Source organism: Micromonospora sp. WMMD714 (assembly GCF_029581315.1).
GTDB classification, from domain to species: domain Bacteria; phylum Actinomycetota; class Actinomycetes; order Mycobacteriales; family Micromonosporaceae; genus Micromonospora; species Micromonospora rifamycinica.
Genome location: NZ_CP120744.1, coordinates 463,835 through 487,160, shown reverse-complemented (window position 1 = coordinate 487,160; position 23,326 = coordinate 463,835). Strand labels below are relative to the sequence as shown.

Annotated in this window: 21 protein-coding genes; 8 read left to right on the top strand and 13 right to left on the bottom strand. The window is 74.8% G+C overall.

Features of this window, described 5'->3' with window-relative positions; genetic code table 11:
- Positions 1 to 45 precede the first annotated feature (45 nt).
- Positions 46 to 1,377 (bottom strand): extracellular solute-binding protein, encoded by a 1,332-nt coding sequence (locus O7625_RS02180; RefSeq protein WP_282343927.1) that lies wholly within the window; start codon positions 1,375 to 1,377, stop codon positions 46 to 48.
- Between the two features lie 145 nt (positions 1,378 to 1,522).
- Here O7625_RS02180 and O7625_RS02175 point away from each other — a divergent pair, with 145 nt between their 5' ends.
- Positions 1,523 to 2,356 (top strand): phosphoribosylaminoimidazolesuccinocarboxamide synthase, encoded by an 834-nt coding sequence (locus O7625_RS02175; protein WP_282343925.1) that lies wholly within the window; start codon positions 1,523 to 1,525, stop codon positions 2,354 to 2,356.
- A gap of 75 nt (positions 2,357 to 2,431) precedes the next feature.
- Positions 2,432 to 3,217 (top strand): hypothetical protein, encoded by a 786-nt coding sequence (locus O7625_RS02170; RefSeq protein ID WP_282343923.1) that lies wholly within the window; start codon positions 2,432 to 2,434, stop codon positions 3,215 to 3,217.
- On the opposite strand, the gene O7625_RS02165 is transcribed toward O7625_RS02170, so the two are convergent.
- The 5 genes from O7625_RS02165 to glpK form a co-directional block, all read right to left on the bottom strand.
- Positions 3,166 to 4,164 carry a glycosyl hydrolase gene (locus O7625_RS02165; RefSeq protein ID WP_282343920.1) on the bottom strand — a complete coding sequence of 333 codons (999 nt, stop codon included), beginning with the start codon at positions 4,162 to 4,164 and terminating at the stop codon, positions 3,166 to 3,168. The genes O7625_RS02170 and O7625_RS02165 overlap by 52 nt on opposite strands.
- Positions 4,161 to 5,729, bottom strand: coding sequence for a glycosyltransferase (locus O7625_RS02160; RefSeq protein WP_282343918.1), 1,569 nt, complete (start codon positions 5,727 to 5,729; stop codon positions 4,161 to 4,163). Before O7625_RS02160 ends, O7625_RS02165 begins: the two co-directional genes overlap by 4 nt.
- Positions 5,730 to 5,983: 254 nt before the next feature.
- A complete protein-coding gene (locus O7625_RS02155; protein ID WP_282343916.1) occupies positions 5,984 to 7,555 on the bottom strand; it encodes a glycosyltransferase family 39 protein in 1,572 nt (523 codons plus the stop codon).
- 207 nt (positions 7,556 to 7,762) lie between these two features.
- On the bottom strand, positions 7,763 to 9,160 hold the full coding sequence (locus O7625_RS02150) for a hypothetical protein (protein WP_282343914.1): 1,398 nt from the start codon (positions 9,158 to 9,160) through the stop codon (positions 7,763 to 7,765).
- 70 nt (positions 9,161 to 9,230) lie between these two features.
- Complete coding sequence (glpK, locus tag O7625_RS02145; RefSeq protein ID WP_282343912.1) at positions 9,231 to 10,715, bottom strand: glycerol kinase GlpK; 1,485 nt, start codon at positions 10,713 to 10,715, stop codon at positions 9,231 to 9,233.
- A gap of 63 nt (positions 10,716 to 10,778) precedes the next feature.
- Here glpK and O7625_RS02140 point away from each other — a divergent pair, with 63 nt between their 5' ends.
- Complete coding sequence (locus tag O7625_RS02140) at positions 10,779 to 11,717, top strand: ribose-phosphate pyrophosphokinase (protein WP_067314118.1); 939 nt, start codon at positions 10,779 to 10,781, stop codon at positions 11,715 to 11,717.
- A 97-nt stretch (positions 11,718 to 11,814) separates the two neighbouring features.
- Here O7625_RS02140 and O7625_RS02135 read toward each other — a convergent pair whose 3' ends face one another.
- Complete coding sequence (locus tag O7625_RS02135; RefSeq protein WP_067315119.1) at positions 11,815 to 12,252, bottom strand: ATP-binding protein; 438 nt, start codon at positions 12,250 to 12,252, stop codon at positions 11,815 to 11,817.
- Between the two features lie 119 nt (positions 12,253 to 12,371).
- Here O7625_RS02135 and O7625_RS02130 point away from each other — a divergent pair, with 119 nt between their 5' ends.
- Positions 12,372 to 13,502, top strand: a complete 1,131-nt coding sequence (locus O7625_RS02130) for a DUF5931 domain-containing protein (protein WP_282343909.1) — start codon at positions 12,372 to 12,374, stop codon at positions 13,500 to 13,502.
- The gene (locus O7625_RS02125; protein WP_282343907.1) at positions 13,499 to 14,182 is read left to right on the top strand and encodes a response regulator transcription factor; all 684 of its coding nucleotides are present in this window, start codon (positions 13,499 to 13,501) and stop codon (positions 14,180 to 14,182) included. The genes O7625_RS02130 and O7625_RS02125 overlap by 4 nt, the downstream gene beginning before the upstream one ends.
- Before the next feature lie 31 nt (positions 14,183 to 14,213).
- On the opposite strand, the gene O7625_RS02120 is transcribed toward O7625_RS02125, so the two are convergent.
- Positions 14,214 to 14,786 carry a DUF5709 domain-containing protein gene (locus O7625_RS02120; RefSeq protein WP_067315111.1) on the bottom strand — a complete coding sequence of 191 codons (573 nt, stop codon included), beginning with the start codon at positions 14,784 to 14,786 and terminating at the stop codon, positions 14,214 to 14,216.
- A 73-nt stretch (positions 14,787 to 14,859) separates the two neighbouring features.
- The gene (locus O7625_RS02115) at positions 14,860 to 15,654 is read right to left on the bottom strand and encodes an ATP-binding protein (RefSeq protein WP_282343905.1); all 795 of its coding nucleotides are present in this window, start codon (positions 15,652 to 15,654) and stop codon (positions 14,860 to 14,862) included.
- A 330-nt stretch (positions 15,655 to 15,984) separates the two neighbouring features.
- On the opposite strand from O7625_RS02115, the gene O7625_RS02110 reads away from it, so the two are divergent.
- Complete coding sequence (locus O7625_RS02110; RefSeq protein ID WP_282343903.1) at positions 15,985 to 17,262, top strand: glycosyltransferase; 1,278 nt, start codon at positions 15,985 to 15,987, stop codon at positions 17,260 to 17,262.
- A 110-nt stretch (positions 17,263 to 17,372) separates the two neighbouring features.
- Here O7625_RS02110 and O7625_RS02105 read toward each other — a convergent pair whose 3' ends face one another.
- The 4 genes from O7625_RS02105 to aroA all read right to left on the bottom strand — a co-directional run bounded on the left by O7625_RS02105 (position 17,373) and on the right by aroA (position 21,917).
- On the bottom strand, positions 17,373 to 18,284 hold the full coding sequence (locus O7625_RS02105) for a hypothetical protein (RefSeq protein ID WP_282346780.1): 912 nt from the start codon (positions 18,282 to 18,284) through the stop codon (positions 17,373 to 17,375).
- 60 nt (positions 18,285 to 18,344) lie between these two features.
- The gene (gene hisN, locus O7625_RS02100; RefSeq protein WP_282343901.1) at positions 18,345 to 19,163 is read right to left on the bottom strand and encodes a histidinol-phosphatase; all 819 of its coding nucleotides are present in this window, start codon (positions 19,161 to 19,163) and stop codon (positions 18,345 to 18,347) included.
- A gap of 355 nt (positions 19,164 to 19,518) precedes the next feature.
- Positions 19,519 to 20,646: a ribosome small subunit-dependent GTPase A gene (gene rsgA / locus O7625_RS02095; protein WP_282343899.1), complete on the bottom strand. Its 1,128-nt coding sequence runs from the start codon at positions 20,644 to 20,646 to the stop codon at positions 19,519 to 19,521.
- Entirely contained in the window at positions 20,616 to 21,917 is a 1,302-nt protein-coding gene (gene aroA / locus O7625_RS02090; protein WP_282343897.1) for a 3-phosphoshikimate 1-carboxyvinyltransferase, read from the bottom strand. Before aroA ends, rsgA begins: the two co-directional genes overlap by 31 nt.
- Before the next feature lie 101 nt (positions 21,918 to 22,018).
- Here aroA and O7625_RS02085 point away from each other — a divergent pair, with 101 nt between their 5' ends.
- Entirely contained in the window at positions 22,019 to 22,714 is a 696-nt protein-coding gene (locus O7625_RS02085; RefSeq protein ID WP_067312068.1) for an SOS response-associated peptidase, read from the top strand.
- Between the two features lie 200 nt (positions 22,715 to 22,914).
- On the top strand, positions 22,915 to 23,307 hold the full coding sequence (locus tag O7625_RS02080) for a WhiB family transcriptional regulator (protein ID WP_067312072.1): 393 nt from the start codon (positions 22,915 to 22,917) through the stop codon (positions 23,305 to 23,307).
- The last annotated feature ends 19 nt before the right edge of the window (positions 23,308 to 23,326 follow it).

Genomic DNA, 23,326 nt, shown 5'->3' with positions numbered 1-23,326 from the left:
TCACCCGGCCCGACGGCACGGCTCGTCCGCCCCGGCAGCTGCCCGTCACCGGGCCAGGGCCGCCTGGGCGCGGGCCATGAACTGCGCCGTCGCCGCTCGCGCCCCGGAGCGTCCCGCGCGGATGCTCCGGGCCGCGTCGGCGAGCAGGGTGCGTACCTCGCCGTGCCCCTTCGGGGGTGGCGCGGGGGCCGGGCCGACCTGCTGGTGCAGCGCCTCGCCGAGGGCGGCGACCCGCTTGGCCAGCGGATCGTCGAGGGTCTGGACGACCGCCTGGCGGACCGTCAGGCTGGCCGGCAGGCCCCGCTCGGTGCCGAGGAGCCGGCCCGCCTCGATGCTGCCGGTGAGGAAGTTGACCACGTTGGCCACCACCCCGGCGTGCCGGGTGCCGCGGAACCCGGCCCAGTACATCGACGCCCGGTCCCACTGGGCCGCCCGGGGGCCGGGAAAGCCGACCATCGCCAGCTCGTCGTCGGAGTAGCGCTGGAGTTCGGGAAACTGGTGCGACCAGGCGAACGACGCGGCGGTGTGCCCGGTGACCACCAACTGCCGGGCCGGCTCACCGCTGTCGGCCCGGTCGACCAGGGCGGCGGCCGGAGTGGCCTGCTGGCTGCGCGCCCGCTCCCAGAACTCGAACCAGTCCAGCAGCGCCGCCGAGCCGAACCCCAGCTGACGGCCCTGGTAGAACCGGGTGCCCAACCCGCGTAGCCAGAGCCACAGTGCCCCGTGGTCCCCGGACGGGTCCATCGAGCCGGCCACCCGGCCGCTGCCGGCCCGGGTCACCCCGGCCGCCCAGCTCAGATAGTCGGCCCAGGTCATCGAGGTGGTCGGTTCGGGGGCGCCGAGCCGGCGGAGCAGGTCCCGGTTGAACACCACGGCGGGGTGGGTCTGCCCGGCCGGCACCCCGTAGACCCGGCCGTCGATCGTGCCGTAGTCCGTCAGGCCGGGGGGCAGCGTGTCCAGGTCGATCCGGCCGTCGTCGACGTAGCCGCCGAGATCCAGGACGATGCCGCGCTGGGCGTACTCGCCGAGCATCGAGTCGTCGATCTGGAACAGGTCGGGCACGTTGCCGCCGCCGGCCTGGGTGGCGAGCCGGTCGTAGTAGCCGCCCTGGCCCTGCCAGGTCACCCGGAAGGTGACCAGCGGGTTCCGGGCCGAGTACAGCCGCAGGGCCTGCTCGGTGGCCTCCGCCCGCCGGGTGCCGCCGTACCAGAAGACCGACAGCTCCACCGGGCCGTCCCGGGCCGGCGTCTCCTCCCCGCCGCCGCACCCGCTGAGCCCGCCGGTCGCCAGCACCGGCAGCCCGAGCAGCCCGCCGAGCAGTCGCCGCCGGGCCGGGTCGGCACCGCGCCGGGGGAGCGGGGAACGCGCAACGGACAACGGGTGCTCCTGGGGACGGGTGGGCCGGTGGCCGGATCATTCACGCAGGTGGCGCGGGCGGGTGTCAACGGCTGGCCGGGCCGTCGCGCGCCGGCCGCCGGGTGGGCGCACCGGACGACCCGGTACCCGTGGTGTACTAGGGCGCGTGGAACTTCTGCACTCGGGCAAGGTCCGGGACGTCTACGCCGACGGTGACGACCTGATCCTGGTCGCCTCGGACCGGATCTCCGTCTACGACGTGGTCCTGCCCACCCCGATCCCGGACAAGGGCCGGCTGCTCACCGCCCTGTCGCTGTGGTGGTTCGGGCAGCTCGCCGACCTGGTGCCGCACCACGTCGTCTCGGCCACCGACGTGCCCGCCGAGTTCGCCGGGCGGGCGATCCGCTGCCGCCGGCTGGACATGGTGCCCGTCGAGTGCGTGGCCCGTGGCTACCTCACCGGAGGCGGCCTCAAGGAGTACGAGCGCACCGGCGCGGTCTCCGGCGTGCCGCTGCCGCGCGGCCTGGTCGAGGCGTCGATCCTGCCGGAGCCGATCTTCACCCCGTCGACCAAGGCCCCGGCGGGGCAGCACGACGAGCCGATGACCTTCGCCGAGGTGGTGGACAAGGTGGGGGCGGAGACCGCCGAACGGCTGCGCCAGATCACCCTGGACGTCTACCGCCGGGGCGCGGAGCTCGCCGCCGACCGGGGGATCCTGGTCGCCGACACCAAGATCGAGCTGGGCTGGACGCCGGACGGCACCCTGATGCTCGGCGACGAGGTGCTCACCTCCGACTCGTCGCGGTACTGGCCCGCCGAGTCCTACCAGCCGGGCCGCACCCAGTTCTCCTACGACAAGCAGTACGTCCGGGACTGGGCGACCAACAGCGGCTGGGACAAGCGCTCCCCCGCCCCCGAGGTCCCGGCCGAGGTGGTCGAGGCGACCCGGGCCCGCTACGTCGACGTCTACGAGCGGCTGACCGGCGAACGCTGGTCCTGACCCGTCGCCGGCCGGACCACCCCACGGTGGCGCAGAGTGGCCGTCGGCCGGCGGCGGGCGGGTTACGCTGCGACGGTGAGCCGTCGTGAGCGGTACCGGGACGAGCTGCGGGCGGCCGGTCCGGCGCGCTGGCCGGCGTTCCTGCGGGACCACTCGGGGCTGCCCGGACCCCGGGCCGACCTCGAACTCGCCCAGGCCGTCGCCGACGAGGGCGAGCCGGCCACGTTCGATCGGCTGATCGGCACCGACGACGAGTACCTGGTGCTGTGCGGGGTGCTCGGCCTCGGCCGGCTGCTGGCCGGGGAGACCCGGGCGCGGGCCCGCACCGGCATCGAGGCACGGCTGCGCGGTCACGCCACCGACCCCCGCTGGCGGGTACGCGAGGCGGTGGCCATGGCGCTGCAGCGGCTCGGTGACGCGGACCTGCCCCGCCTGCTCGACCTCGGCACGGCCTGGGCCGCGGACCCGCACCCGCTGGTCCGGCGGGCCGCCGTCGCGGCGGTGTGCGAACCACGCCTGCTGACCGCCCCGGCGGCCGCCGCCCGTGCCGTCACACTCTGCGAACGGGCGACGGCGGGCCTGGCCGCGCTGCCGGCCGACCGGCGTCGCGGCGACGACGTCCGGGCGTTGCGCCAGGCGTTGGGCTACTGCTGGAGCGTCGCGGTGGCCGCCGACCCGACGGTCGGCCTGCCGGCGTTCCGGGCCCTGGCCGCCGTCGATGACGCCGACGTGGCCTGGATCGTCCGCGAGAACAGCCGGAAGAAGCGCCTCGCCACGCTGCTCACCGGTGCCGGGGCGGGCACCCGGGCTCAGCCGACCCGGAAACCGGTCCGCGGGTCGGCCGCCGCGCCCGCGCGGTAGGCGGCGAGCGCCGGCCGGTCCGAGTCGATGACCCAGTCCCCGGAGCCCTTCTGGTTGAAGTAGACGAAACCGAGCAGGTCAGAACGTTTTCGGATGGCGGTGAAGAGTTCGTCGACCGCCCGGCGGCGCATCGCGCCCGGCTCGGACCCGGTCTCCACGATCAGCAGCGGCCGGTCGGTGAACCTGCGGACCTGCGTGATGGTGGGGCCGAACAGACCGTCGAAGGTCTGCTCCCCGCGCCGGGTGAAGTACCCGTCGATGCCGACCCAGTCGACGTACGCGTCGCCGGGATACAGCGGGGCGAGCTTCACCGACGGGACCGGGTTGACCACGTTCGGGGTCCAGGCCCAGATCACGTTCGTGGCGTCGGCCTGGGCGAAGACGGCGTGGATGTGCCGCCAGGCGGCGACGAAGTCCCTGGCCCGGTTGTCGTGCGCGCCCCAGGAGTACCAGTGGCCGTTCATCTCGTGCGCGACGGTGAGCGCCACCGGCAGGTTGAGCCGGCGCACCGCGACGGCGAACTCCACCAGGTACGGATCGTGCCGCCCGGCGGCGATGTCCTTCAGCTTCACGGTGAACGGTTCCCAGCGGACGATCGGCAGTGCGCCGTACCGGTGGACCTTGCGGACCTCGGCGGCGGCGAACTCGTCGTCGAAGCTCTCGTAGATGGTGACGATGTTGGGTTTCCGGCCGACCAGGTCGGCGAACCGGTCGACCCGGCTCATGTCCTGCGGCGCCCCGTTCAACGCCACCCCGAGGTAGCGCCCCGCCGGCCGGGTCAGCGGGCGGACGTCGTACGCCGGGGGCGGGCCGGTGGGCGGGGCCGCGACGCTGGGGGCGGTGGCGAGCCGGGCCGGGCGGCTGACCGGGCCGGGGGCGAGCGCGGCGTAGCCGAACACCCCGATCACGAAGATCGTCATGACGGTGAACAGCTGGCGGGAGGTCACCGGGAACGCTCCGGGCGGACGTCCCGCGTCGGCCGCACCAGCAGCGCCTGCAACGCGACGGTCAGGTAGAAGGTGCCCCCGAGGAAGGCCGGGGCGAACGTCGGCAGGTCGTCGGTGATCATCCGGTGGGCGGCCAGCCCGGTCCACAGCGCGCCGCTGCCCGCCGTGCAGACGGCCATCCCCCACCACAGCCGGGCCGTCCTGTTCTTGGGTGCCGTGCCGCCGGTGGGTTGCCAGCCCATGCTCTGCCCGCGCAGCAGGTCCCAGATCGCGAAGGCGTGCGACCAGCCGTAGATCATCTTGACGGTCCACGCCTCCACCCGGTAGGCGCACCGGTGCCAGAGCGGGAAGACCACCAGGTTGTAGACCAGGCTGGGCACGATCCACAGGTAGTTCGCCGGGACCACCGACTCCGGGAACCGGGCCAGCAGCACGATCGGCACCAGCGGACCGACGAAGGTGAACAGCGCCGTGTGCAGGTAGTAGCAGAACCCGGAGAGGTACGACAGCCGGGTGCGCAGCCGCATCCGGGTGTTCCAGAACTTCGTCGACCCGAGCAGGCTCATCGAGCCGGCGCACCAGCGGTACTGCTGGGTGAAGAACGAGTTGACGTCGGCCGGGCACAGCCCGGTGGCCAGCGGCACCGGCAGATAGCGCAGCCGCCAGCCGCGCCGCCGCATGTCGAACCCGGTGTGGACGTCCTCCGAGTGCTCGATCAGGGTGGAACCGCCGATCGCGTCGAGCGCCTCCCGGCGGTAGAGCGCGCAGCTCCCCACGCAGATCGCCGCCTCGTGCCGCTGCCGGGACACCTGCACCACCCGGTAGAACAGCTCCTGCACCGCACCGGCCCCACGCTCCAGCCACCCCTGCCCGGCGTGCACCCGGAAGTACTGCGGGGACTGCACGATCCCGAGGTCCGGCTCGGTGGCCAGATAGGGCACCAACTCGTCGAGGATGTCGTGCCGGGGGGTGAAGTCGGCGTCCAGCACCAGGATGTACTCGCCCAGTGTGCGCTGGTACGCGTACCGCATGTTGCCGGCCTTCTTGTACCAGCCCCGGTTGGGGCGGCGCTGGTAGACGAAGCCGAAGGCGAGCGCCATCGCCTCCCGCTCGTCGGTCGCCGAGTCGTCGAGCACGTAGACGTGCACCCGGCCCGGGTAGTGGTCGACCATCCGGCTGACGTGCTCCCAGGTGTTGCGGAGCACCCCGGTCGCCTCGCCGCACACCGGCAGGAAGACGTCGACCGACGGGTGGACGGGCGGCCGGAAGTCCCGGACCAGCCGCCGGTGCCGGTCCAGGTCGAACCCGGGCGTGCCGAGGTTCACCAAGGTCGAGATCAGGTAGTAGAGCACGGTGAAGCCGAACAGCGGCAGCAGCAGGAGCAGCCAGGGAGCCATCCGGACGAACAGCACCTGGCTGACGAGCAGCCCGCCGAAGCTGACGGACGAGGCGATCATCAACACCGGCAACCGGCGGTGGCGGTAGGCGGCCTTCTCGTCGTCGTCCGGCGGCAGTGGCAGCGACGGATCGACGGTCGCCGGGCGGCCCGGCGTCGCCGGTGCCACCGCCCGCCGCGCCGCCACTTCCCGTGGGGCCGCTACCGCGGCGGCTTCCCGTGGGGCCGGTACCGCCACCACTTCCCTAGGGGCCGGTACCGTCACCACTTCCCGTGGGGCCGGTACCGCGACGCCCTCGCGTCGCGGCGGTGTCGCGACCGTCTCCCGTCGCGGTGGTGCCGCCGCCGGCCCACGGGGGGCGGGTACCGCCGGACGGAGGAACTCCGTGGTCTCGTCGGTGCGGCCGGCGCCGGCCCGGGTGCTCACTTCGTCCCCTCGGGCCTACGCACCAGCAGGGCGATGCTGAAGCCCCGGACCCGCCAGGTGCGCGCGACGGCGTACGGCTTGAGCGCGGCCTCCTTGGCCGGCCCGATCCGCTGCACCGGATCGTCGAGCGCTCCCTTGCGGACGATCCACACCCGCTCCGGGCGGCCCAGGCACACCGGGACGTCCCGGTCGGCGCACTCCTGCGCGCCCAGGGTGCCCTGCCGGCGGGCCGGCACGGTCATCAGCGCGTCCCGGGGCCGCCAGCTCTCGTCGACGTACCGGTTCACCGCGTCCCGGCTGGTGCGCTGGTCACCGGCGTCGAACGGGCCGTACACCAGGGCGTCGCCGGGGGCCGCGTGCGCCCGCAGCACGGCGGCGATCTCGCTGGTGCCCTGGCCGTGGCCGGTGACACCGCGGATCTCCACCTGCGTGGGGACGCCGAGCAGCCCGATCGCCAGCACCGCGGCGGTGCCCCGCAGCAGCGTACTGCGGCGCAGCGCCAGTGAGCCGACCAGCACCCAGGCGGGCACCGTGAACAGCAGGTAGCGCGGCAACCAGAGCGGGACGAACCGGGCGGCGACCAGCAGGCCGAGGGTGGGCAGCACCAGCCAGGCGGTGGCCACCGCCGACCGCTGCCGCATCGACATGCCGAGGAAGGCCAGGGCGAGCACCGCGCCCGCGAGCAGCGGCCCGCCGAACAGCGCCTCCGGCGTGTCGGCCAGCCGGTCCAGGGTGACCGGTGGAATCCAGGTGATCTGGGTACCGGTCTGTCGACCGCCGAGCCAGAGCACCGGCAGGGCGGGCAGCACACCGGCCGTCGCCGCGCCGAGCCAGCCGAAGAAGGTCCGCCGCCGGTCCGCCGCCCGCCAGGCGATCAGCGCGTGCGCGGCGAGCAGCAGCAACCCGACCAGGTGCAGCAGCCCGAGCAACGCCACCGCGGCGGCGTAGCCCAGGTAGCGGACGAACCGGGGACGTTCCAGCAGCCGGAGCAGCAGCAGGGTGGCCAGCGCGGCGGCACACACCGCGAACGCGTACGGGCGGGCCTCCTGCGCGTACCGGGAGGTGGTCGGCAGCACCGCGAACAGCACCCCGGCGACCAGCCCGACCCGCAGCCCACCGATCCGCAGGCCGATCGCGGCGACCAGCCCGGCCGCCGCCGCCATGGCCAGCACCGAGGGCGTCCGCAGCGCGACGTCGGAGCTGCCGGCCAGCGCCACCCAGCCGCGCAGCAGGAGGTAGTACGCGCCGAGTGAGGCGTCGACGTTGCGCAGCACCGCCACGAAGTCGTCGGTCCCGACGGTGACCATGCCCCAGGTGGCCAGCTCGTCCTCCCACAGGCCGGGCCGGTTGATCCCGAGCCCGCCGAGGACGCCGACGACCGCCACCGGCAGCAGCCGGGCGAGCTGCCGCAGCCAGGGCGCGTCCAGTGGCTCCGGTGGGGCCGGCCGGTCGGCCTCGGTGGGCTGCCAGGGGGCGGCCGGCTCGGGCGGCGCGTCGCGGACCCGGACGATCAGGGCGGTCGGCGCATCGCTCTTCGCGCCGCCCCCGGGAGGTGGGTTCCCGGTCACCGGGCGGCGACGACCGCGTCGTCCGGAGCGGTCTCCGGCGCACCCGCGAGGGTCGGACAGGGGGAGACGGTCAGCATGCGTACGTGGCCCCGCTCGGTCGTGGAAGGGACGGACCGGGACGTCGTCGGCGTCCGGCCGAAGGGTACCGGTGGGCCGCCGTCGACCCGGCCCCCGCGCGAGGGGGTGCGGGCCGGCTCGGGGGCCGGGTCAGATGGTGAAGGTGGCCTCGCGGACGGAGGCGGCCACCTTGCGCACCTCGTCCGCGCGGTCCAGGGGAGCGGTCATCCGGAGCACCAGCTGCCGGTCGATCGCGTCCTCCGGCACGCTGCGCCAGTAGGAGAGGTAGACCAGGCCGTACCGGGGCGCACCGTCCACCCGGGAGGTCTCCGCCCAGGTGGTGAACTCGCCACTGCGTACCCACTGCAACCCCCATGCCTCTTCCTGCCGGCGCAGCGCGGTGCGCCGCTCGTCGGTGCAGAGCCGGGGGCACTGCCGCACGACCAGGTCGCCCCCGATGATCGACCCGTCGGCGGCCGGGACGCCGCACCGGTAGTGCGCCGAACCGCTGGTGCGGCCGGCCTCGGTGCAGCTCCACCCGGTGGGCACCCGGAAGCTGAAGTCCACTCCGGCCAGGCCGCTGATCTCCCGGGTCGGGTCGGTGCCGGCGAAGGTGGGCGCGGCGGTCGGCCAGCCCCCGCCGACCGGTGGTTCCACGCCCGGCCGGCGCGGCGGTGTCTCCGGCAGGCCCAGGTCGGCGCTCGGGGTCGGCGCGGCGGTGCCGGCGACGCCGCCGCCGTCCGACCAGCGCGCGACGCCGAACCCCCCGGCCGCGCCGACCACCGCCGCGACCAGCACGACCAGTGCGACCAGCGCCGACCAGACGCCGGTACGACCCCGGCCACGCGCCCCGGACGGCGGATACCCGGCAGGCGGTCCGGCCGGCGTGAGGCGCGCCCCGGCCGGCGGGTGCGGATAGGGCGCCGCCTGGTGCGGGCCGGCCCGCTGCGCAAGCGGCACCGCGCGGGGCGGTGCGGGTGGTTGCGGGACGGGCTGCGGCGGGGTCGGGGGCGTGCCGGCCGGTGTTGCGGTGGCCGGTGCGGCGGTGCCGGCGGTGGCCGGGCCGGCGGCGGGGGTGGCAGCCGCCACACCCGGGCCGTCGGTCGGGGGAGGGGACGCGCCGCCGCCGGGACGCCCGGTCGGCGGGTCGGCCGCCGGCCCCGCGCCGCCCGTCGGGCGCACCGGGGCGGTCACGCCGGGCGCACCGACCGGCTGCTGCCCGGCCCCGACCGGCGGCGACTGCCCGGCCGGGGTGAGCCGCTGGCCGAGGGCGAGGAAGACGTGTGCGGCACCGGCACCCTGGTCGGCGGCGCAGGCCACCCAGGGCACCGGGCCGGTGTGGTTGGCCCCGGTGATCGGCAGGCCGTCCGAACGGGCCAGCGTGTTCGCCGCCGCGGCGAACGCCTCCCGCCAGCCGCCCTCGGCGGCGGCCGGCGCGAGCACGGCCACGGTGAACGGCCGCTCGGCGGTGTCCCGCGCGGCCCAGACCTCACCCAGCTCGCAGAAGCTCAGCTTCCGGTGCAGCGCGTACGGACCGACTGTCTGCATGTGGCATCCCCCCGACCGATCGTATCGGTCGCAGCGGTGTGGACCGATCGACCGGCGGGTCGCCTGGCGGTCAGTCGACCCAGTCGAGCGTGCGGGCGACCGCCTTGCGCCACCGGCCCAGTTCCCGCTCCCGGTGGGCCGGGTCCATCCGGGACTCCCACTGCGCGTCGGAGCGCCACTGGGCGCGCAGGGTGGCCAGGTCCGGCCAGAAACCGACCGCCAGACCGGCCGCGTACGCCGCGCCGAGGCAGGTGGTCTCGGTGATCCGGGAGCGGACCACCGGCACCGCCAAGACGTCAGCGAGGAACTGCATCAGCAGCCCGTTCGCGGTCATCCCACCGTCCACCCGCAACCGGCGCAGCGCCACGTCGGAGTCGGCGTTCATCGCGTCGACCACCTCCCGGGTCTGCCAGGCGGACGCCTCCAGCGCCGCCCGTGCCAGGTGCCCCTTGGTGATGTAGCCGGTCAGCCCGGCGATCACCCCCCGGGCGTCCTGCCGCCAGTGCGGCGCGAACAGCCCGGAGAAGGCGGGCACCACGTAGCAGCCGCCGTTGTCGTCCACGGTGGCCGCCAGCTCCTCGATCTCGGCGGCCGAGGAGATCAGCCCGAGGTTGTCCCGCAGCCACTGCACCAGCGAACCGGTCACCGCGATCGCCCCCTCCAGGGCGTACGCGGCCGGCTGGCCGTCGATCCGGTAGGCCACCGTGGTCAGCAGGCCGTGGCTGGACGGCACCGGGCTGGCACCGGTGTTGAGCAGCAGGAAGCTGCCGGTGCCGTAGGTGCACTTCGCCTCGCCGGGCTGGAAGCAGGTCTGCCCGAACAGGGCGGCCTGCTGGTCGCCGAGCGCGCTGGCCACCGGCACCCCGGCGAGCACCCCGTGGGCCGTCCCGTAGACCTCCGACGAGCTGCGGATCTGCGGCAGCATCGCGGCCGGGATGCCGAGCGCGTCGAGCAGCTCCCGGTCCCAGTCGAGGGTCTCCAGGCTCATCAGCATGGTCCGGCTGGCGTTGGTCACGTCGGTGACGTGCCGGCCGGTCAGGTTCCAGATCAGCCAGCTGTCCATGGTGCCGAAGAGCACCTCGCCCCGCTCGGCGCGTCCGCGCAGCCCGTCGACGTCGTCCAGCAGCCAGCGCAGCTTCGGGCCGGCGAAGTAGGTGGCCAGGGTGAGGCCGGTGCGCTCGCGCAGCCTCTCCTCGCCGTACGACGCGGCCAGCTCGCGCAGCAGCGGACCGGTGCGGGTGTCCTGCCAGACGACGGCGTTGGCGACCGGGCGGCCGGTGACCCGGTCCCAGACCACGGTGGTCTCCCGCTGGTTGGTGATGCCGACGGCGGCCAGCCCCTCCGGGCCGGTGCCGGCCTCGGCCAGCGCGTCGCGGACCACCTGCTCGACGTTGGTCCAGATCTCTGCGGCGTCGTGCTCCACCCAGCCGGGCCGGGGGAAGATCTGCCGGTGCTCGCGTTGGGCGACGGCGACGATCTCACCGGCCCGGTCGAAGACGATGCACCGCGACGAGGTGGTGCCCTGGTCGATGGCGGCGACGTACTCTCCGGTCATCCCGGCACCGTACCCGGCGGGTACGCCCCGGAGCACCGCCGCGGCTCCGTACGATCTCCAGACGTGCGCGACATCGCCGTGTTCAGTGGAACCGCCCACCCCGACCTCGCCGCCGAGATCTGCTCCCACCTCGGGGTGCCGCTGCACCCGGTGCGGGTGTCCCGGTTCGCCAACGACTGCCTTGAGGTGCAGTTGCAGGCGAACTGCCGGGAGCGGGACGTCTTCCTGATCCAGCCGCTGGTGCCGCCGGTGCAGGAGCACCTGGTCGAGCTGCTGCTCATGATCGACGCGGCCCGGGGCGCGTCGGCCGGGCGGATCACCGTGGTGCTGCCGCACTACGCGTACGCCCGGTCGGACAAGAAGGACGCCCCGCGCATCTCCATCGGCGCGCGGCTGGTGGCCGACCTGCTCACCTCGGCCGGCGCGCAGCGGGTGCTGGCGATGACCCTGCACTCGCCGCAGGTGCACGGCTTCTTCAGCGTCCCGGTCGACCACCTGCACGCGCTGCGGGAGCTGGCCGCCCACTTCCGGGGACGTGACCTGGGTAACACGGTGGTGGTCTCGCCGGACCTGGGCAACGCCAAGGAGGCGGCGGCGTTCGCCCGGATGCTCGGCACCCCGGTCGCGGCCGGGGCCAAGCAGCGGTTCAGCGACGACCGGGTCACCATCAGCACGGTGATCGGCGAGGTGGACGACCGGGACGTGATCGTGCTGGACGACGAGATCGCCAAGGGCAGCACGGTGATCGAGCTGATCGCCCACCTGCGGGAGCGCAACGTCCGGTCGATCCGGCTGGCCTGTACCCACGGCCTGTTCTCCAGCGGCGCGTTGGCCCGGCTCAGCGCCACCGACGGGGTGTGCGAGATCGTCTGCACCAACACGGTGCCGATCCCGCAGGACAAGCGGGTGCCCAAGCTGGAGGTGCTCTCGGTGGCCCCGGCGCTGGCCGAGGCGATGCGTCGGATCCACAACGGCGAGTCGGTCAGCGCCCTGTTCGGCTGACCGGACGCCCGCCCGGCGGCCTGCCCCTTGCCGCCGGCCCGGTCGCCGCCTGATCAGTCGCCCCGGCCCGGTCGGTGTCGGCTTGGCCGGTGGCGGATCAGTCGGTGGCGGTGGCGCTGATCCGGACCGTGGTGCCGGCGGCGCCGCTCTCGACCTCCATCGCGTCGCTGAGCTCCCGGGCCAGCCAGAGGCCCCAGCCGCCGGCGGTGTCCGGGGCGGGCCGGCTGCGGTCGTGGAGCTGGCGCTCGCTCAGGCCGTGGCCGTGGTCGGACACCTCGCAGACCAGCTCGCCGGGGCGTCGCCAGAGTCGCAGCCAGCCCCGGCCGCCGCCGTGCCGGACGGCGTTGGTGATCAGCTCGTTGACCGCGAGCACGAAGTCGTCGAGCCGCTGCCCCACCAGCCCGGCGGCGTGCGCGCAGGAGCTGACCGAGTGTCTCAGCTCGGTCACCTGTGCCTGGTCGAACGCCTCGGCGATGAGAAGGGAAGGTTCGATGGGCACCACCGTACGCGGTGTGGGAAGCTCTGCGTTCGTCATGGGCCCTGTCCCGACAGCGATCTCGGAGTTTCGCGGTATTTCTACCGTACGTCAGGGTTGTTGCCGCGGCAGCGGGCGGTCCGGCAGCCGACCGGCGCCGTTGTGGCATCGTGACGGCCATGCCATCGTCCCCGCCGGGTGGTTTCGAGGTCCCGCTCTGGCGCTCCGTCGCGGTCTTCCGCTTCGCCTCGCTGGTCTACGTCGGCCTGCTGGTGCTGCGGGACGCCGACCGGTACGCCCACCCGATCGCCGCCGGGGGTGTGCTGCTGGTGATGCTGGCCTGGTCCGGGGTGACCGCGGTCGGCTACGCCCGGCCGGCGAACCGGGGCTGGCCGCTGCTCTCGGCCGACCTCGGCGTGGTGCTGCTGATCCTGGCCGTCACCCCGTGGGTGGTGGGCCGCCCCGCGCTGGCGGCCGGGGTGCCGGCCCTGGCCGTGGCCTGGCTGGCCGGGCCGGTGCTGGCCTGGGCGGTCTCCGGCGGGCGGCGACGCGGCACGGTGGCCGCCCTGTTGGTCGGCGGCACCGACCTGGTCACCCGGGGCCGGTTCGCCCCGTCCTCGCTGACCGGGGTGATCCTGCTGCTGCTCGCCGGGGCGGTGGTGGGGCACGTGGCCCGGTTGGCGGCGAGCACCGAGGACCGGTTGCAGCGGGCGGTGGAGCTGGAGGCGGCCACCCGGGAACGGGAGCGGCTGGCCCGGGACATCCACGACTCGGTGCTCCAGGTGCTGGCGCTGGTCCAGCGGCGCGGCGCACACCTGGACGGCGAGGCCGGTGAGCTGGCCCGGCTCGCCGGCCAGCAGGAGGCCGCGTTGCGCGCGTTGATCTCCGGGGTGCCACCGGCCTCCGCCGCCGACCCGGTCGGCGAGCTGGACCTGCGCTCCCTGCTCGCCGGCTACGCCTCGACGGAGGTGCAGGTCTCCGCGCCGGCCACTCCGGTGCCGCTGCCCCTGCCGGTGGCCCGGGAGGTGGCCGCCGCGACGGCGGCGGCGCTGGACAACGTGCGGCGGCACGCCGACGGGCGGGCCTGGGTGCTGGTCGAGGACGAGGGGGAGGCGGTGACCGTGTCGGTGCGCGACGCCGGTCCGGGTATTCCGGCCGGTCGGCTGGTCGAGGCGGCCCGGCAGGGCCGGTTGGGGGTGGCCCAGGCCATCCGGGGTCGGATGACCGACCTGGGCGGCGAGGCCCGGATCGTCTCGGCGCCGGGGGAGGGCACCGAGATCGAGCTGGTGGTGCCGAGGAGGGGCCGATGAGCGGGGAACCGACGACCGGGGTACGGGTGATGGTGGTCGACGACCACCCGATGTGGCGGGAGGGGGTGGCCCGCGACCTCACCGAGGCCGGGCATCTGGTGGTGGCGACCAGCGGTGAGGGCCGCCAGGCGGTCCGGGTGGCCGCCGCGGCCCGGCCCGACCTGGTGGTGCTCGACCTCCAGTTGCCGGACGTCTCCGGGGTGGCGGTGATCCACGGACTGCGGGCCGCGCTGCCCCGGGTGCGGGTGCTGATGCTGTCGGCCAGCGGCGAGCAGCAGGGCGTGCTGGACGCGGTGAAGGCCGGGGCCACCGGCTACCTGCTGAAGTCGGCGGCCCCGGCGGAGTTCCTGGACGCGGTGCGCCGGACCGCCGCCGGGGAGCCGGTGTTCACCCCCGGCCTGGCCGGTCTGGTGCTGGGCGAGTACCGGCGGCTCGCCGCCGGCCCCCCGGCCGGCGGCCCCGGCGACGGCGGGGCCGGCACGGCACCCCGGCTCACCGAACGGGAGACCGAGGTGCTGCGGCTGGTGGCCAAGGGGCTGTCCTACAAGCAGATCGCCGGCCGGCTCGGGTTGTCCCACCGCACCGTGCAGAACCACGTGCAGAACACGCTGGGCAAGCTCCAGCTGCACAACCGGGTCGAGCTGACCCGCTACGCGATCGAGCAGGGCCTCGACGGCTGAGGTCGGTGCGCCTCGGGCGGCCGGGGTGGGGTCAGTGCGCCCCGGGCGGGCGGGTCTCGTGGATGGCCAGCTCCTCGGCGCTCGCGCCGCCGCCGGCCGCGCCCGCGTCGTACGCGATGCTGTCGGTCTCCTGGTCGGTGCGGGCGCCCTCGTCCGGTTCGACCAGGCGGCCCACCTGCGCGTCGGCGACCGTGCCGAGCTGACCGTGGTCGTAGATCGAGACCGGGGAGTTCGGGTCCGAGGTCGGCCCCGGGTCCAGCACGTCGGCGTCGAGCTGGGCCTGGGCGGCGGCCTCCTCGTTCTCCGCCTCGGCGGCGATGTCCGGGTCGACCGGTCCGGCCAGCGGGTCGTCGGCCCGCCGCTCGTACTGCTCGCGGTCGAGCTTGTAGTCCAGCGACTCCCCGTCGAGCTGCTCCTCGGCGGTGGTGCCGAAGTCGTCGACCGCCACCGGGGTACGGTCGCCGGGCAGCTGCGCCGGGTCCGGACCGTCCGCCTCGCGGCCGGTCAGGACGTCGTCGTGGGCGGTGGAGTCGTCGTCGGCGGTGTCGGGCAGGCCGAGCGCCTCGGGGTCGGACACGGGGGTCGGGAACTCGTCGTCGCGCATGGCAGAGCACTACCCACTGCCACGGCCCGGGTAACCGGGTCCAGCCTCCCGGATCGGGACGAAGGCACCGAAATCAGTCGCGGTACCAGGGTGACTCGTCCTCGGCGTGCAGCACACACCAGATCACCTTGCCGTCCGGGAGCGGGGTGCTGCCCCAGCGCCGCGCCACCGTGTCGATCAGCACCAGGCCCCGGCCGCCGGTCGAGGTGAGCGGTGCCGGCCCGGCGTACCGGGGCCGCCGCGGGCAGTAGTCCCGGACGGCCAGGTGCAGGGCGCCGTCCGCCGGGGCCAGCCGCAGCGTCATCGGGGTGCCGGCGTGCGCCACCACGTTGTTGACCAGCTCGGTGACCGCGATGCAGGCCGGCTCGGTCAGCTCCGGCACCCCCCACCGGTCGCAGCCTTCGGTGACCAGTTGCCGGGCCCGTCGTGCCGCCCCGACCGTCGGCGTGAACTCCTCGGTCAGCACCGCCGCCATCGGCTTGCGGGCCAACGCGGCCAGCGCCTCGTCCGCGGTGCGGAAGACCGCCAGGTCACCGGCGGCCACCCCGGTGACCGCCCCGGCCGGGTCGACCACCAGCAGCTCGGCGGCGGGCCAGTCGACCACCTCCCGCCGTACCCCGGCCAACAGCCGGCCGATGGTCGGTCCAGCGCCCCGCAGCCCGGCCAGGTCGACCACGATCGGACCGGGCCGGTCGACGAGGCGGGCGAGCAGCGCGGCGCGCACCCCGTCGAGATCCGTCGGGGTCAGCTCCCCGCTGAGCCGGACCAGCGCCGAGGAGTCGTCGGCCACCACCCGGCAGCCCGCCCCGGCCGGGCGGACCGTCGCGGCGGAGCCGGGCCGGGCCGGCGGCCGGTCAGCGACGCTCACCGTCGTTCCCTTCGTCGCGGCCGCGGGCGGACGGCCGTGGGGCACCGGGCGACGCCGGGCCGGGCGAGGGGGTACGCCGTCGTGGTGTCGGTCCCGCCGGCCACCGTGGCGGCCCCGGCGGGGATGCGGGTCATCGGCATCTCTGCCCGGTACCCCCGAGCGGGCCGGGTCATACCGGGGCGGGACCACGGATCGCGGTGGAGCGTCACCGCCCACACCCGGCCCGACCAGCGCTGACCGGTTCCGATCTGCGAGGTTTCGGCGCGTAGGCCCGAGGTTAATGGGACGCTCTGACCGGACCATCCCTCGCAGATCGCATGGAGGTGCACCATGCGCGTCGGCCTCGTCTGCGCGCACGCCGGGCCGTCCCGGCCCGCGGAAGGACCACCCGTCGGCACCCACGAGCACGTCGCGCGGGTCGCCGGGGAACTGGCCGTGCGTGGCCACGACGTCCGGGTGTACGAGCGCCGCGACGACCCGGCCCTGCCGGCGAGCGCGGAGATCGACGGCTACCGGGTGGAACGGGTGCCCGTCGGCCCGGCCCGGCCCGCCGGCACCGCCGAGCTGGTCGGGTACGTCTCCGAGTTCGGCCGCTGGCTGGCCGACCGCTGGGTCGGGGAGTGGACGCCGGAGGTGGTGCACGGGCACTACTGGGTCGGTGGCCTGGCCGCCGCGCACGCGGTCCGCGAGACGGACATCCCGGTGGTGCAGACCTTCCACTCGCTCGGCATCGAGCAACGACGCCACCTCGGCCGGGAGTACGACGGCCCCGGTGAGCGGATACCGCTGGAACGGGCGCTCACCCGGGCGGTGGACATGGCCGTCGCCCAGTGCAGCGACGAGGTCGACGAGCTGACCCGGATGGGGCTGCGACGCGCCTCGGTGACGATGGTGCCGACCGGGGTGGACATCGAGCGGTTCCACCCCGACGGCGAGGCGGCCCCCCGGGACCAGCGGGCCCGGATCCTCTCCGTCGGCGGGCTCTCCGCCGGGCACGGCCAGGACGACCTGATCCGGGCGATGCGGCTGGTCGGCGACGCGGAGCTGGTGATCGCCGGTGGACCGCCACCGGACCAGTTGGCCACCCACGCCGAGGCCCGGCGGCTGCGGGAGCTGGCCGAGCGCGCCGGGGTCGGCGACCAGGTCACCCTGGTCGGTGCTGTGCCGCACGACCAGTTGGCGACCTGGTACCGCTCCGCCGACGTGGTGGCCTGCACCCCGCACTACGCGTCCGCCGGTCGGGTCTCCCTGGAGGCGATGGCCTGCGGGATACCGGTGGTCGGCTACGCCATGGGCGGGATCGCCGACGCGGTGGTCGACGAGGTCACCGGCCGGCTGGTCCCGCCGGGCGACATCCGGACGCTCGGGATGACGCTGCGGCGGCTGCTCGCCGACAACGCCGGACGGTTCGCGTACGGGCACGCGGCGGTCGACCGGGTCCGGTGCAGCTACACCTGGGAACGGACGGCGGGTGCGCTGGAGCGGCTCTACGAGCGGGTGGTGGGCCGGCGTGCCCCGGCCGAGGTGCCCGTCGAGGTGCCCGACACGGTGCCGGTCGACACCGACACCCCGGTCGAGGGGACGACCGCCGGCCCGGTCGGCGTCTGAGCGGTCCGCCTGGCCTGCGCTGCCCGGCCTGCGGAGTGCGGGCCTGCGGCCTGCGGTGCCCGGCCTACGGTGTTCGGCCGGGCGGGGTGGCCGCTGGGCGCGGGGCCGGCCTACGACTGGCGGTTGGCTGCGGCGGTGCGAGGGCCGGTCAGGTGCGCCGGTCGGTCGGGTGCGGGGACGACACCCACCATGACGCGTTCCGGCGCCCGGGTCACCGCCTGGTGGTGGTGCTGGGGCGCGGCGTACCGGGTGAGCCCGATCACCGAGGCGAGGGTGATCAGGAAGCCGACGGCGGCCAGCCATTCCCGGCCCGGCCAGATCTTGTCGTCCAGCAGGAGCAGCCCGACGATCGCGGCGGGCACCGCCCCGGCGGCGTCCATCGCGGCGACGGCCGCCGTGGTCGAACCGCGCTGCATCGCCAGGCCGAGCAGCAGCTGACCCACCAGCGAGTGGACGATCAGCAGGTAGAGCAGCGGATCACGGACGAACGCCTCGGCCGACGGGGCGGAGGCGAGCGGTCGGGCGGCCACCGCGGCGGCGGAGAACGCCAATCCGGCCAGTGAGCCGAGGGCCACCGAACCGGGTGCCCCGTGCAGCCGTACCGCGAAGAAGCCGAGCAGCCCGATCCCGCCGAGGGCCGCCGTCAGGGCGATCAGGCCGGCGGTGCCGAGCCCCTTGGAGGGGGCCGGTTGAGCGGAGAGCACCAGCGCGGTGATTCCGGCGAAGAGCAGCACCAGCAGCGCCACCTCGGCGGCGGGCAGCCGCCACTTGAGCACCACCACCCCGAGCAGCGCGGTCACCCCCAGCCCGGCCGCCACGCTCGCCTGGACCAGGAACAACGGCAGGTCCCGGCGGGCCAGGAAGGCCAGCACGAAGCCGATGACCTGGCAGAGCAGCCCGACCAGGTACGTCCGGTGCCCGGCCAGCCGCAGCAGCAGACCCGGGTCGAAGGTGTGGTGCACCGTCGTCCGGGCGGCGGCGACCGACTGGAGCATGTTGGCGAAGCCGTACGCGACGATCATCGCCGCGAGGAAGCACCAACCGGAGGACACCACCTGGCGAGGATAAGGGGTTGCGTGGGTTCAGCGCGCGGTTGGCCGACCCAGCCGGGACAGGACGTCGGTGTGCAGCAGCCCGTTGGTGGCGATCGCGCTGATCTCACCGGATGCCGTCCCACCAGGGGCGGGAACCCCCTCGCGGGTGGTCACGGTACCCCCGGCGGCGGTGACGATCGGCACCAACGCGGCGACGTCCCAGAGCGAGAGTTCCGGCTCCACCATCACGTCCAGTGCCCCCTCGGCCAGCAACATGTAGCCGTAGAAGTCGCCGTACGCGCGGCTGCGCCAGGTGTCTCGCATCAACTGGAGCACCGCGTCCAGCCGGCCGGCCGCCTCCCAGCCGGTCAGCGAGGAGTAGCAGAGGCTGGCGTCGGCGAGGTCGCCCACCCCGGAGACCCGGATCGGCTCGCCGGAGGAGGCGTCCGGGCCGGCGTACGCGCCCATGCCGGAGGCGCCCCACCAGCGCCGGCCCAGGGCGGGGGCGGAGACCAGGCCGGCCACCGGCCGGTCCCCTTCCAGCAGGGCGATCAGGGTCGCCCAGACGGGTACCCCCCGGACGAAGTTCTTGGTGCCGTCGATGGGGTCGATCACCCAGCGCCGGTCGTCCGGGCCGGTCGCCGGCTGTTCGCCGTACTCCTCGCCGAGCAGCCCGTCGCCGGGCCGGTGGGTGGCCAGCAACGCCCGGATCGCCCGCTCCACCGAGGTGTCCGCGTCGGAGACGGGAGTGAGGTCCGGTTTGGCGGTCACCCGCAGATCCAGCGCCCGGAACCGGGCCATGGAGATGGCGTCGGCAGCATCCGCGAGCCGATGAGCAAGATCGATGTCCGCCGCATACCCCGTCACCCCGAAACCCTAACCCCCCACCCCTCCCACACCCCCGCCCCTCCCCTCCCACCCCCGTCTTTGCCGCCCACCCCCACCTCTCGCCCCTCTCCCGCCACTCCGCCCCTCCGCCCCTCCTGTCTCCGCCCCTCCCCGGTGATCAAGAGGTTCAAGTCACGGGCAAGCGCGCCCCCACCCCAAACCTCTTGATCACCGACCGCCAACGTGGTCTCGCCCGTCTGCCCGGCTGGTGGGTCCGGTGATCAAGAGGTTTGGGGCATCGGGTGGCCGGTGGGGTGACGCGAACCTCTTGATCACCGGGGTGGGTCGACTACGTGCGGGGGGTGGGGGTGCGGGGAAGGGGGCGGGGGCGGGGTCAGGAGCCGGCGAGGGGGTCGCCGGGGTTGCGCTCGGGCTCGCGGGGGTCGCCGTCGCCGGACCGGGAGGCCAGCAGCCGACGGTACGAGGCCAGCCGGCGCTGGTCCGCCTTGCCGGTGGCCACCCACGCGTCCAGCGCGCAGTCCGCCTCGTCCGGGGTGTGCGGGCAGTTCGGTGGGCAGTCCACCGTCCCCTCCACCAGATCGGGGAAGCCGTGCAGCAGGCTCTCGGCCGAGACGTGGGCCAGCCCGAAGCTGCGGACCCCTGGGGTGTCCACGATCCAGCCGGGGTCGCCGTCGGCGTCCGGGGTCCGGGGCAGCCGCAACGCCACCGCGCTGGTCGAGGTGTGCCGGCCCCGGCCGATCGCGCTGACCACGCCGACCGCCCGCAGCGCGTCCGGCACCAGCCGGTTGACCAGCGTCGACTTGCCGACCCCGGAGTGTCCCACCAGCACCGACACCCGGCCGGCGAGCAGGGTGCGCAGCGCGTCCAGGTCGGAGTCCGGCCGGACCAGCACGTACGGCAGCTCCAGCTCGGCGTAGTAGCCGACCACCTGGTCCGGGCCGGCCAGGTCGGCCTTGGTCAGGCAGAGCAGCGGCTCGATACCGGCGTCGTACGCGGCGACCAGGCAGCGGTCGATGAATCCGGTCCGGGGCGGCGGGTCGGCCAGCGCACTGACGATCACGAGCTGGTCGGCGTTGGCCACCACCACCCGTTCGTGCCGCCCCTCGGCGGTGTTCTCGTCGTCGTCGGCGGTGCGCCGCAGCGCCGAGCGCCGTTCGACGATCCGGACGATCCGGGCCAGCGCTCCGTCCGCGCCGGACACGTCGCCGACCAGGCTCACCCGGTCGCCGACCACCACCGACTTGCGGCCCAGCTCGCGCGCCCGCATGGCGGTGACCGCGCCGTCGTCGGGGGTGTCCGGGAGCACGCAGGTGTACCGGCCCCGGTCGACGGCGATCACGAACCCGTCCACCGCGTCGTCGTGCCGGGGGCGGGTCCGGGTACGCGGACGCGAGGACCGGCCGGGCCGGATCCGTACGTCGTCCTCGTCGTACTCCCGTCGTTTGGTCGTCAGGACCTGCCCCCTCCGCGTCAGCTCTCGCCGGTCACCATCGCCGACCATAGTGCCGGGAACTCCGGCATGGTCTTCGAGGTGCACGCCACGTCGTCCACCTCGATGCCGCCGACGACGAGCCCGGCGACCGCGGCGGCGTGCGCCATCCGGTGGTCGGCGTAGGTGCGGAAGGCACCCCCGCGCAGGGGCCGGGGCCGGATCTCCAGCCCGTCGGCGGTCTCGGTGAGGTCGGCCCCGAGGGCGGTGAACCCACTGGCCAGGGCGGCCAGCCGGTCGGTCTCGTGCCCCCGGATGTGCCCGACCCCGGTGAAGGTGGACGGCGAGTCGGCCAGCAGGGCCAGGGCGGTCAGCACCGGGGTCAGCTCGCTGACGTCGGACAGGTCGGCGGACAGGCCGTGCACGGTGCCGGTGCCGCGGACGGTCAGCCCGGCGGTGGTCATGGTCACCTCGCCGCCCATCCGGTGCAGCAGGGAGCGGAGCTGCTCGATCGGCTGGACGCTGCTGTGCGGCCACCCCTGCAACGTCACCTCACCGCCGGTGAGCAGGGCGGCGGCGAAGAACGGCACCGCGCCGGAGAGGTCGGGCTCGATCTCCCAGCTGCGGCCGGCGAGCGGTCCCGGCTCGACCACCCAGAGGTCGGGAACGCTGTCGTCGACGGCCGCCCCGGCGGCCCGCAGCATCTGCACCGTCATCCGCAGGTGCGGTGCGGACGGCACCGGCGGCCCCTCGTGCCGGACCACCACGCCCCGGTCGAAGCGTGCCCCGGCGAGCAGCAGGCCGGAGACGAGCTGACTGGAGGCGGAGGCGTCGATCACCACCTCGCCGCCGGTGACCCGGCCGCCGCCCTGCACCACCAGGGGCAGGCTGCCGGTGGCCGGCGTGTCGATCCGGACGCCGAGGGAACGCAGCGCGCCGATCAGCGGGCCGAGCGGCCGGACCCGGGCCTGCGGGTCGCCGTCGAAGGTGACCCGGCCCTCGGTGAGGCCGGCGACCGGCGGGACGAACCGCATCACCGTGCCGGCGAGCCCCACGTCGACGTGGGCCGGGCCGACCAGCCGGTGCGGCCGGACCAGCCAGCGCTCGTCGTCGGAGACCGACACGTGCGCGCCCATCGCGCGCAGCCCGCCCGCCATCAACTCGGTGTCCCGGGCACGCAGCGGCCCGTGCAGCGTCGACGGGCCGCCGGCCAGCGCGCTGAGCACCAGGGCGCGGGCGGTCATCGACTTGGAGCCGGGCAGGCGGAGCGTCGCCGTCACCGGGTCGCTGGCGGTCGGTGCGGTCCAGGGCTGTTGCGCACGGGTGGCGGTCAGGTTTCCCACGGTCACATTCTGCCAACCCGGCGGGGGCGTCGGGTCGGCCGTCGGTCGACTCCCGGCTGTCGGGACAGCCGCCGGTGGCGCGGCGGGTTACCGTGGGCGCCATGTGCGGCAGGTACGCGACGACCCGGAGCGCCGGGGACCTGAGCGCCGTCTTCGAGGCGTCGGACGACACCGACGGCGGGCTCCGGCCCGACCACAACGTCGCGCCGACCGACCCGGTGCCGGTGGTCCGGGTCGACCCGGACCGGGGGCGGGTGCTCTCGGTGGGCCGCTGGGGGCTGGTGCCGCACTGGGCGACGTCCGCCGCCGGAGCCGCCCGCATGATCAACGCGCGGGTCGAGACGGTCGCCACCAGCCGGGCGTACGCCGTGCCGTTCGCCCGCCGCCGCTGCCTGGTCCCGGCCGACGGCTGGTACGAGTGGGTGCGCCGGCGCGACGGTGGCAAGCAGCCGTACTTCATGACCCCGCGCGACGGGTCGGTGCTGGCGCTGGCCGGTATCTGGTCGGGCCGGGAGTCGCTGACCTTCAGCGTGCTCACCACGGCGGCGGTGGGCGAGCTGGCCGAGGTGCACGACCGGATGCCGCTGCTGCTGCCCGCCGACCGGTGGGCGGACTGGCTGGCGCCGGCCGACGATCCGGCGGCGCTGCTCGTCCCCCCGTCGCCGGGGTGGCTGGCCGGGCTGGAGATCCGGCCGGTCGGTCGGGCGGTGGGCGACGTCCGTAACGACGGTCCCGGGCTGACCGAGCGGGTGGCGGTGGACCGGGAACGCTCCCACGGGGAGAGCGCCCTGTTCTGATCGCAATAGGTGACATTGGCGCGTACGAATTAGCCGAGTTGTAGATGAAAAGTCGCTCGGACCTTTCGTCATCTTTCCGGCACACCTCTTGTCCCGGTAGCCGACAGTGCGATAGAACACAGCGCTGGCACTGAGAGCGTCTTCGCGCGGTGCGAACGACGCCGGTCGATCTTGCCGGTCCCACGGGGGAGGTGGGTGTCATGACCCGGGCGCGTATGCCCCGACCACACGAGGTGGCCGCCGCACGACGAGATCCGCGACTGCTGCGGGCACTGCGGGACCGCCGTTCCGACGAAGCCTGGCGTACCAGGGGAACCTGCCAGAGCGTGGATCCGGAGACGTTCTTTCCGGCACCCAACGAACCGGCCGACGCGGCGGTCGAGCTGTGCCGAAGCTGTGACGTCCAGGGATCCTGCCTGGCCTGGGCACTGGAGGTGGGCGACACCCACGGGGTGTGGGGCGGCACCACGCCCCGCGAGCGCCGGGCGATGCTGGTCGCCTGGCGCGGCGAGGTCGAGTCCGACCCCGACGCCGCCGACGCCGCCGGTCCACCGGTAAGGGACCGCCTGCTCACCCTGGTGCCGTTGAGCTGAGCGCTGCGCCGGGGACGGC